The sequence below is a fragment of the Tropicimonas sp. genome (assembly GCF_047971885.1).
Taxonomy (GTDB): domain Bacteria; phylum Pseudomonadota; class Alphaproteobacteria; order Rhodobacterales; family Rhodobacteraceae; genus Tropicimonas.
In genome coordinates this window covers 1-2922 of record NZ_JBKEAE010000167.1, presented here as the reverse complement: position 1 = coordinate 2922, position 2922 = coordinate 1, and the positions used below count along the sequence as shown (strand labels likewise).

Below are 2922 nucleotides of genomic sequence, written 5' to 3'. Positions count from 1 at the left end.
GCCGATTACATGATCGACGAGGTGCAGGACGTCTATCGCCTCCAGGGCGTGAAGATCAACGACAAGCACATCGAGGTGATCGTTCGCCAGATGTTGCAGAAGTGGGAGATCCTCGATTCCGGGGAGACGACGCTGCTCAAGGGCGAGCATGTCGACAAGACGGAATTCGACGCCGCCAACGAGAAGGCGATCGCCGATGGCCGCCGCCCGGCCGAAGGCGAGCCGATCCTGCTCGGCATCACCAAGGCGTCGTTGCAGACCCGTTCCTTCATCTCCGCCGCCTCCTTCCAGGAGACGACGCGGGTGCTCACCGAGGCCTCGGTGCAGGGCAAGCGCGACAAGCTCGTCGGCCTCAAGGAGAACGTCATCGTCGGCCGGCTGATCCCGGCCGGTACCGGTGGCGCGACCCAGCGGGTGCGCCGGATTGCGCAGGAGCGCGACCAGAAGGTCATCGAGGCACGACGGGCCGAGGCCGAAGCCGCCGCCGCGCTGGCAGCACCGGTCGAAACCACGACGGCGGACGACATTTTCGGCTCATCCTCCGGGGATCCGTTCATCGTCGACACACCTGAAAGCCGGGATATGTAATTCCGCCCGACAGGCGACAAACCTTTTGACGGCCGGCCTTGCCGGCCGTCAGACCGTTGACGAAGCCCTCGCATCATGCAGGGTGTTTCTGTTCAGACGGGGGTGTCGGGACAGCGTTTTCTACGGCAAGGGCGCCGGCTTTTGCCGCAGGTCGCGCCATTGGCACAGAAAGCCGCTCAGCAGACAGACTTCGGCAAAAAGCTTGCAGCATTCCTCGACGATGTCGATCCAGCCCTGGACAGTGTCGGCATGTTGGAGCGAGAGCCCGAAGGCTCTCAGCACGTCGCTCCGGTTGCCCAGCATGTCGAGGATGACGGAGAGAAAGGTGATGCCGACACCGGCGCCCAGCCAGTTGCGCAATCTGGTGGAATGCGCGAATTCCGATCTGTAGCGCCAGATCAGGGCCAAGCCTGTCATGCCGTAGATGGCGATGATGAAATCGTCAATCCTGTCGCTCAGCGCGGTTTCCTGCAACCGGAGGATATGGTGAAGCCATTTGTCCGCTCTTTCATGGATCTCGGCGACTTCATCGAAGGCAAGGAAAACGAAACCCAGGCAGATCAGAGCCCAGATTACCGCCGGATCGTCCCACAAAGGCAGAGCTTTGGAGCGCCGCAGCGTGAAAATTCTGCCATTCACGCGCGCGATCGCCAAGAGGAAGAAAAACGAGGCCAGCGTGACGGTTCCGCTTTCCTCGAACATCAGGCCCGGATCGCCCGCCGCCAGCTGCCCCAGCAGGAGCGAGACCAGAAGTACGAGCGTCGTGCCAACAAGCAACCGTCGCCCCGTCAGGGCTTCGAGACCGGGAATTTTCATCATCGGGGGACCGTATGAATGCTGAAACCGGGGTCAACCGGCACTTTGTCGCCCCTGCGCGGCACCCGATTACCCGTCTTCGCGGTTTCCCCCGGTGGCAGGTGCCGCGGGTCGGGCCACCTGCCGGCAGGGAGTGGCGGCTTCGTCTGTTCGATTACCTTCCCTGCGGTTTCCTGTTAAGCAGGCTCCATGAGCAACGCGCCCCGATTCATCCATCTCCGCCTGCACACCGAATATTCGCTTCTCGAAGGGGCGATCCGGACCAAGAAACTGCCGGGCCTGTGCGGCAAGACGGGAATGCCGGCGGTTGCGGTGACCGACACGAACAACATGTTCGCCGCGCTCGAATTTTCGGTGGCCGCGCGGAGTGCCGGGATTCAGCCGATCATGGGGTGCCAGGCCGATCTGGACTACGACCCGGCGTTGCCGGGCCAGAAGCCGGTGCCGCCCGCGCCGCTGGTGCTGCTGGCACAGAACGCGGCCGGATACGGCAACCTGCTGAAGCTGAATTCGCGCCTGTATCTGCGGGGCGATCATGCCGCGCCTCACCTCACCGAAGACGATCTGGCGGCCCATTCGGAAGGGGTGATCTGCCTGACCGGCGGGCCGGATGGCCCGCTGGGCCGTCTGGTACGCAGCGGCCAGATGCCACGGGCCGAAGCTTTGCTGGCGCGGCTGGCCGCGATCTATCCGCAGCGCCTGTATGTGGAATTGCAGCGCCACCCGGGTGAGGACGGTCTGCCCGAGCCCGAAGCCGCGACCGAACGCTTCTTCGTCGAAGGCGCCTATGCGCGGAACCTGCCGCTGGTCGCCACCAACGACGTCTATTTCCCCCGGCCCGAGTTCTACGAGGCGCACGATGCGCTGATCTGCATCGCGGAGGGCGCCTATGTCGACCAGCAGGAGCCGCGCCGTCGGCTGACGGCGCAGCACTACCTGAAAAGCCCGGACGAGATGGCGGCGCTGTTTGCCGACCTGCCCGAAGCGCTTTCGAACACGGTCGAGATTGCGCGGCGCTGCGCCGTAACCGCCGAGACGCGTGCACCCATCCTGCCGACATTCGCCGAAAACGAAGTCGAGGAATTGCGCCGCCAGGCGCGCGACGGGCTGGCCAGACGGCTGGCGGCGATCCCGCATGCGGCGCCGGTCGAGGAATATGAACAGCGGCTCGATTTCGAACTGGGCATCATCGAGGAGATGGGCTTTCCCGGCTATTTCCTGATCGTTGCCGATTTTATCAAATGGGCCAAGGCGCGCAACATTCCGGTCGGGCCGGGGCGGGGCTCGGGGGCGGGCTCGCTGGTGGCCTATGCGCTGACCATCACCAACCTCGACCCGCTGCGCTATTCGCTGCTGTTCGAACGCTTCCTCAATCCCGAGCGGGTTTCGATGCCTGATTTCGACATCGATTTCTGCATGGATCGCCGCGAGGAGGTGATCCGCTATGTGCAGGAGAAATACGGCCATGACCGGGTAGGGCAGATCATCACCTTCGGCGCGCTGCTGTCCAAGGCGGCG

Annotated in this window: 2 protein-coding genes and 1 pseudogene; 2 read left to right on the top strand and 1 reads right to left on the bottom strand. The window is 63.8% G+C overall.

Features of this window, described 5'->3' with window-relative positions:
• Positions 1 to 588, top strand: a pseudogene (locus tag ACK5IR_RS14115) (DNA-directed RNA polymerase subunit beta'); the annotation flags it as partial.
• A gap of 120 nt (positions 589 to 708) precedes the next feature.
• Here the strand turns inward: ACK5IR_RS14115 and ACK5IR_RS14110 are convergent.
• Complete coding sequence (locus ACK5IR_RS14110; protein WP_416929811.1) at positions 709 to 1407, bottom strand: hypothetical protein; 699 nt, start codon at positions 1405 to 1407, stop codon at positions 709 to 711.
• A gap of 186 nt (positions 1408 to 1593) precedes the next feature.
• On the opposite strand from ACK5IR_RS14110, the gene dnaE reads away from it, so the two are divergent.
• Positions 1594 to 2922 (top strand): DNA polymerase III subunit alpha (gene dnaE / locus ACK5IR_RS14105; RefSeq protein ID WP_416929810.1); only part of this gene is annotated, 1329 nt, incomplete at its 3' end.